Source organism: Polaromonas sp. YR568 (assembly GCF_943369675.1).
GTDB lineage: Bacteria > Pseudomonadota > Gammaproteobacteria > Burkholderiales > Burkholderiaceae_C > Polaromonas.
In genome coordinates, this window is sequence record NZ_CALROB020000059.1 from 25985 (window position 1) to 32236 (window position 6252).

Consider the following 6252-nt stretch of genomic DNA (forward strand, 5'->3'; position numbering starts at 1 on the left):
GCTGCCACTTGGTTAAGACAAGAGACTATCTGACGGGCAGGAATTGGAGGAAAGTGCCTCCAAGCAAATTCTGCACATAGGTAATCACCGCGCGCCGGTATTTTTCCGTGAGCACCGAGGACAGCAGATCGAGCCGCCCTATGACCTTGCCGAACTCGCGCTCAAAGCTCAGGTTGCGTTCGCGCTCGCTGATCTCGTCGGCCAGCAGCAGCGGCTGGCCCGCGGCATTGCGGCGGTTGGACAGCATCCACACGGCTATCTCGATGTTGCGCGCGGCGTTGTAGATGTACTGCGCGTCCAGGCTGTCGGTCAAATAAAAGGACGTCTTGCCGTCGTGCGCCGTCACCACCATGTCGGCGCTGGCGTAGATGAACGCAGCCACGCGGTCGCCCTTGAAGTCCGGGCCCAGCGCCAGCGAGAGCGCGGCGATGTCGCGCCGGCCCTGCAGCTCGGGCCAGGGCGTGCGCGTGTTGACGGCCACGCGCAGCTGCGCCAGCGCCGCGTCGCGGCTGATGGTGCTGGTCTTGCGCCATTCGGCCGGGTTGCGGCGGTAGAGCTTGTCGGCCAGGCGCAGCAGGCTTTCGAGGTTGTCGCGCATGCCGAGTGTGGCCATGCGGTTCACGTCCGACTGGCCCACCTCGCTCGGGGCCATGGGCGCGACCTGCGCCTCACCCCGGTGCATGGGCGCGGGACCGGCACAGCCGGCCAGGGCCAGCAACAGGAGAAGAAGTGATAAAGAAGAAGGGGAAGGCAGAGCGGCGGGTGTGGATGAAGAGAGGGTTGCCGTGCGCTGGGACATGGCGCATTTTCAGCGCCGTCGCCACGCCGCGCAAGCATGGCTTTCCCGAGCCGCCGGCCGCAGGGTCTGGCTCAGGCGGCCGCAGGCGTGCCCAACAGGCCGCGCGACTGCAACACGCGGTGGTCAATCTTGATGCAGTGGTCCTGCACCACCAGCAGGCCGGCCGCTTCGGCCTTGGCCGCGGCGGCCGGATTGCTGATGCCCAGTTGCATCCACACCGCCTTGGCGCCTATGGCAATCGCCTCGTCGACCACGGGCGGAATGTCTTCGCTGTTGCGAAAGCAGTTCACCAGGTCGATTTTTTCGTGGCGCGCGGCCTCGGTCAGCGTGGGGTAGGCTTTCTCGCCCAGCACCTCGGTGGCGTTCGGGTTCACCGGGATGATGCGGTAGCCGTTGGCCTGCATGTAGCGCGACACATCAAAACTGGCGCGGTGCGGATGCGGTGACAGGCCCACCACCGCGATGGTGCGGCAGTGGTTCAGGATGTGCGGCATGCGATCGGCGGGAGACGGAGTGGTCATGGTCGGTTCCTGCTTCCTCGTCAACGGGCTTACGCCGCATCCTTGTACTTGACGGAGCAACCGTAGGCGCGGCTGGTCGCTACGCTCAAGGGCTTGCCGCCCAGCGCCTCGCCCAGGCCCTGGCGCACATAGTTGGTGGCGGTCTTGATGTCGTCGACGCGGGCCGAGGGGATACTGTCGATGCCGCCGGCATAGACCAGCTGGCCCTGCGGGCTGATGATGTACATGTGCGGCGTGGTCTTGGCGCCGTAGAGCTGGCCGACCTTGCCCGATTCGTCCATCAAGGTGGCCGTGGGCTGGCCCTGCTTCTCGGCCATCCAGCCCGCGAGTTTGCCCGGCGCCAGGTAGTCGCCGCTGGTTTCTTCGGTGGAGTTGACGGCCAGCCACACCACGCCCTTGCCGGTGAATTCCTTTTGCAGGCTTTGCATGTTGCCGCTGTAGTGCTTGCGCACAAAGGGGCACCCCGGGTTGGTCCATTCCAGCACCACCAGCTTGCCCTTGTAGTCGCTCAGGCGGTGGGTTTTGCCGGCAGTGTCGACGGCGGAAAAATCAGGCGCCGCCTGGCCGACGGCAGCTGCGGCGGCCTGCGCGGAAAGCGGAAAAAGCGCGGCCGGGGCCAGCCAGGGCGCGACGGCCAGGGCGCCGGAAAAATGCCGGCGTGTCAGGGGAGAAGCGGAAGTGGCAGGGGTGCGATTCGACATGGCTTGAACTCCTTTAAAAAGAAATCAACGACAACATCAACGGAAGGTACTTACAGCTTGGCCAGTTCGGCCCTCACATCGTCAACCGACAAAATCTCGGACAGCACGACGGGCGCGCGTCCGGGTTTGTAGATCACATACACCGGCACGCCGCTGCGGCCCAGCTGGGCCAGCGCCGCCGTCACGGCCGGGTCGCGCCGCGTCCAGTCGGCGCGCAGCAGCGCCACGTTTTTCGCCTCGATGTCGGCCAGTACGGCGGCATTGGAGAGCGTGGTTTTTTTGTTGTACTGGCAGGTCACGCACCAGGCGGCGGTGAAATCCACGAACACACTTTGCCCTTGCGCGGCCAGCTGGTCAACCCGGCCCGGCTCCCAGGCCTGCCAGCCGCCGGCAGTGGGCGCGGCCGAGGCCAGGGTCACCGGCCGTGTGATGTTGGGGCCTATGGACCACAGGCCCAGCGCGCACAAGGCAATCGAAAAAGCCGCCAGCAGCGTGCGCGCCGTGCCGCGCAGCGTGAAGGCCCAGATCACCAGCGCCATCAGCACCAGCAAGGCCAGCAGCGCACCCGCGCCGTCCACCCCGCTTTGCTGGCCCAGCACCCAGACCAGCCAGGCGACAGTGGCAAACATCGGGAAGGCCATCAACTGCTTGAAGGTCACCATCCAGGCGCCGGGGCGCGGCAGCGCGCGCGCCACGGCGGGAATCGCGCTGGCCGCCAGGTAAGGCAAGGCCATGCCCACGCCCAGGGCTGCAAAAATCGCCAATGCTTCCAGCGCCGGCAGCCCCACGGCATAACCCAGCGATGCGCCCATGAAAGGCGCGGTGCAGGGCGAAGCAATGGCCGTGGCCAGCACGCCCGACAAAAAGGCGTTGACCGTCGGGTTCTTCGCCTGCCAGCCCGCAAGCCGGCCCGGCAGCAGGTTGCCGAATTCAAACAAACCCGCCAGGTTCAGGCCCAGCAGGGTGAACAGGGCCGCCAGCAACGCGACCACGGCCGGGTTCTGCAACTGGAAGCCCCAGCCCAGCTGCTCGCCTGCGGCGCGCAGGCCCAGCAGCAGCGCGCCCAGCGCCAGGAAAGACAGCACCACGCCCAAGGTGTAAGCCAGCCCGGTGGTCAGGCGCGTGGCCTGGTCTTTCACCTGCACAAAGCCCACGACCTTGATGGCCAGCACCGGGAACACGCAGGGCATGAGGTTGAGCACCAGGCCGCCGAGCAGCGCGCCCAGCAGCGCGGCGATCAGGCCCACGGGCGGCGCGCTGCTTTGCACCGGCGCGGCGCCCGCGGAAGCATTGGCGCGCAAGGCCGCCTCCAGCGCGGGCGGCACCACGGCGGCCGCGGCTGCGGCAGGCCAGGTGCCTTTGACCGGCGCGTCTATGCGATAGGCAACGTTATCCAGCGCCACCACCAGCGGCATGCCGGCCGGGCTTTCCGTGCGCTGGCTGGATAGGGGCACCTCGGCCGTCCACAGCGCGCCTTGCCAGGCCTGCTGCCAGGGCGCGGCGGGTTCGATCACACCGCCGGTTTCGGGGAAGAAAGCCAGGGTCTTGCCCTGCAGCGCGGCGGGCAGGCCGGCCAGCGACACCTTGATCGCCTTGGGGCCGGCTTCCACCTGGCTGGCGCCGGCCGGCAGCACTTTGGGCGTGGCGGCGAAGGTGTCCTGGAACAGCTGGCCGCTGGCGGCCGTCGAACTGCGCACCGGAATGCTCAGCGCAAAGTCGCCCTCCTGCGGAATGCATTCCTTGCGGCACACCAGCCAGGAGGCCTTGAGTTGCACCTCCAACTGCTTGCCCGCAAAGCCCGGCGCCACCGTCAGCGGCACCGGCAGCAGCACGGTTTTTTCGTAGCCGTAATTGGCCAGCGTGCCGATGGGGATTTTTTTCGGCGTCGGCCAGGCGATCTCGCCCGCGCTGATGCCGGCGGGCAATTGCCAATCCAGCTGCGTGGGCAGGCCGGAATCGCCCGAATTCTTCCAGTAGGTATGCCATTCAGGCTGGTGCGTGAGCGCCAGGCCCACCCAGACCGGCTTGCCCGGCTCCACGCCTTCGGGCGCCCAGGCCAGCAATTCGGCCCGCACCTGGTCGGTGGTGACGACACTGGCCGCCGCGATGCGGCTGCTTTTGCCGGGCAGGTTAAAAGCGGTGTTCTGGGCGCCGGCCACCATGGACATTGCACCCAAAGCTATCAAAAGCGTAGCGGAGAGGGCGGCGAACAGGGGGCGCTTGAAATGCATGGTGCGGGTGTGAGCGGGCGGTGGGGGCATTAGTTCCTGGGGGCGGCCGACGCCGGCCACCTGATTACAGCTGTTTTCGGAGCCAACTCCGATAATAGGGTCATGCCCCGTATTGTCCTCGCCACCCTCAACGCGAAGTACATCCACGCCTCGCTGGGCCTGCGCTACCTGCTGGCCAATATGGACAGGCACGGCGGGCCCGGCCTGCGGCAGGCCACGCAGCTGCGCGAATTTGTGATCCAGCAGCGGCCCACACAGATCGTCGAAGAGCTGCTGGCGCTGCAGCCCGAGGTCATAGGCCTGGGCATCTATATATGGAACGTGGTCGAAACCACCCAGGTCGTGCGCCTGCTCAAAACCTTGCGGCCCGGCATCAAGATTGTGCTGGGCGGGCCCGAGGTCAGTTATGAAACCGGCGAACAGGAAATCTGCCGCCTGGCCGACCATGTCGTCACCGGCTGGGGCGACGTGAGTTTTCCGAGACTGTGCCGCGCGCTGCTGGACGGCCCGCAGCCGCTGATGAAGGTGATCGCCGGCGAACAGCCGCCGCTGGAAGCGTTGTCCCTGCCTTACGCCGACTACACAGCCGAGGACCTGGCCAAGCGCCTGCTCTATGTCGAAGCCTCGCGCGGCTGCCCCTTCAAGTGCGAGTTCTGCCTGAGCTCGCTCGACAAGACTGCCTGGGCTTTTGACCTCGACGTCTTCATGGCGGAAATGGACATGCTGTACCGGCGCGGCGCGCGCAACTTCAAGTTTGTCGACCGCACCTTCAATTTGAAGGTGGAGAACTCGGTGCACATCTTGCAGTTCTTCCTCGACAGGATGGCGCCCGACCTGTTCGTGCATTTCGAAGTTGTGCCTGACAGCCTGCCCGAACGCCTGAAAGCCCTGATCGCGCAGTTCCCGGCCGGCTCGCTGCAATTTGAGGTCGGCATCCAGAGTTTTAACGCCGAAGTGCAGCAGCGCATTTCACGCAAGCAGGACAACAGCAAGACCGCCGACAACCTGCGCTGGCTCGTCAATGAAAGCCAGGCCCATGTGCACGCCGACCTGATCTTCGGCCTGCCCGGCGAGACCCTGGAGAGTTTTGCGCAAGGCTTTGACCGCCTGCATGAACTGGCGCCGCATGAAATCCAGTTCGGCATTTTGAAGCGCCTGCGCGGCACGCCCATCACGCGGCACACGGAGGCCTTCGCGATGGCCTACGACCCGCAAACGCCGTACACGATCTTGCAGAACTCCACGATCGACTTCGTCACCATGCAGCGCATCAACCGCTTTGCACGCTACTGGGAAATGGTCGCGAATTCAGGCCGCTTCGCGCAGGGGCTTGCGCTGTTGCTGGCGCCCGGCTCGGCATTCGGCAACTTCCTGCGGTTCAGCGACTGGCTGTGGTTGACCACGGGCAAGACGCATGAGTTTGCCCTGGAGAAACTGGTGGACCTGCTGTTCGAGCATCTCACTGCCGTGCGCGGGCTGGATGTGGAAGACGTGCGCAATGCCTTGCTGGCCGATTACCTGGCCGGCGGCGCGCGCGGGCGGCCGCAGAGCCTGGCCGAGGCCCTGGGCGCAGTGCGCATGGCGTCGCCGCTACGAGCCGGCAGGCAAGGTGCGGAGCGGCAAGGCCGGCACCTGAGCCAGGCAGGGCATAAGGAAGAGATTCAGAAGGCCGCTGCTGCGGCCTGAGGGTTGTGGTTTTCGGTATTCCTGTCCCCACCCCTTGTGGATGCGCCGAGGAGCGCAGGTTCAGGCGGATCAGGGATCGCGTTGTTTGAGCGTAGCGAGTTTAGCGAGACCCCGCCTGAACCGAGCACCGCAGGTTGCCCGCAGCGAAGCGGAGGGACGCAGGAGCCAGGGTCGCCTTTTCTTTGGTGACTTTGGTGTTCGCGTAACTTCGCTGCGCGAAGTGAGCGAACCCCGCGCGCGCAGCGCGCCTTTTGGCGAACAAAAGAAAACCCGCTTTGCGGGTTTCGCCAAAGTTACTGGCCGCCGGGCCACTC

The 6252-nt window shown here is 65.8% G+C and carries 5 protein-coding genes and 1 pseudogene; 1 reads left to right on the forward strand and 5 read right to left on the reverse strand.

Annotated features, from left to right (window positions below; translation table 11 throughout):
* Positions 1-25: 25 nt before the first annotated feature.
* The 4 genes from ACLV8F_RS22515 to ACLV8F_RS22530 form a co-directional block, all read right to left on the reverse strand.
* Complete coding sequence (locus ACLV8F_RS22515; protein WP_411886430.1) at positions 26-799, reverse strand: hypothetical protein; 774 nt, start codon at positions 797-799, stop codon at positions 26-28.
* A 71-nt stretch (positions 800-870) separates the two neighbouring features.
* Positions 871-1320, reverse strand: coding sequence for a CoA-binding protein (locus tag ACLV8F_RS22520; protein WP_411886431.1), 450 nt, complete (start codon positions 1318-1320; stop codon positions 871-873).
* Between the two features lie 29 nt (positions 1321-1349).
* Positions 1350-2021 (reverse strand): thioredoxin family protein, encoded by a 672-nt coding sequence (locus ACLV8F_RS22525; RefSeq protein WP_411886432.1) that lies wholly within the window; start codon positions 2019-2021, stop codon positions 1350-1352.
* A gap of 50 nt (positions 2022-2071) precedes the next feature.
* Positions 2072-4252, reverse strand: a complete 2181-nt coding sequence (locus ACLV8F_RS22530; RefSeq protein WP_411886433.1) for a protein-disulfide reductase DsbD family protein — start codon at positions 4250-4252, stop codon at positions 2072-2074.
* A 102-nt stretch (positions 4253-4354) separates the two neighbouring features.
* Here ACLV8F_RS22530 and ACLV8F_RS22535 point away from each other — a divergent pair, with 102 nt between their 5' ends.
* On the forward strand, positions 4355-5938 hold the full coding sequence (locus tag ACLV8F_RS22535) for a B12-binding domain-containing radical SAM protein (protein ID WP_411886434.1): 1584 nt from the start codon (positions 4355-4357) through the stop codon (positions 5936-5938).
* Between the two features lie 100 nt (positions 5939-6038).
* On the opposite strand, the pseudogene ACLV8F_RS22540 reads toward ACLV8F_RS22535, so the two are convergent.
* A pseudogene (locus tag ACLV8F_RS22540) lies at positions 6039-6252 on the reverse strand (hypothetical protein); the annotation flags it as partial.

Coding starts and splice junctions, on each gene's coding strand:
- ACLV8F_RS22515 (WP_411886430.1), bottom strand. CDS start 799: ATGTCCCAGCGCACGGCAACCCTCTCTTCATCCACACCCGCCGCTCTG.
- ACLV8F_RS22520 (WP_411886431.1), bottom strand. CDS start 1,320: ATGACCACTCCGTCTCCCGCCGATCGCATGCCGCACATCCTGAACCAC.
- ACLV8F_RS22525 (WP_411886432.1), bottom strand. CDS start 2,021: ATGTCGAATCGCACCCCTGCCACTTCCGCTTCTCCCCTGACACGCCGG.
- ACLV8F_RS22530 (WP_411886433.1), bottom strand. CDS start 4,252: ATGCATTTCAAGCGCCCCCTGTTCGCCGCCCTCTCCGCTACGCTTTTG.
- ACLV8F_RS22535 (WP_411886434.1), top strand. CDS start 4,355: ATGCCCCGTATTGTCCTCGCCACCCTCAACGCGAAGTACATCCACGCC.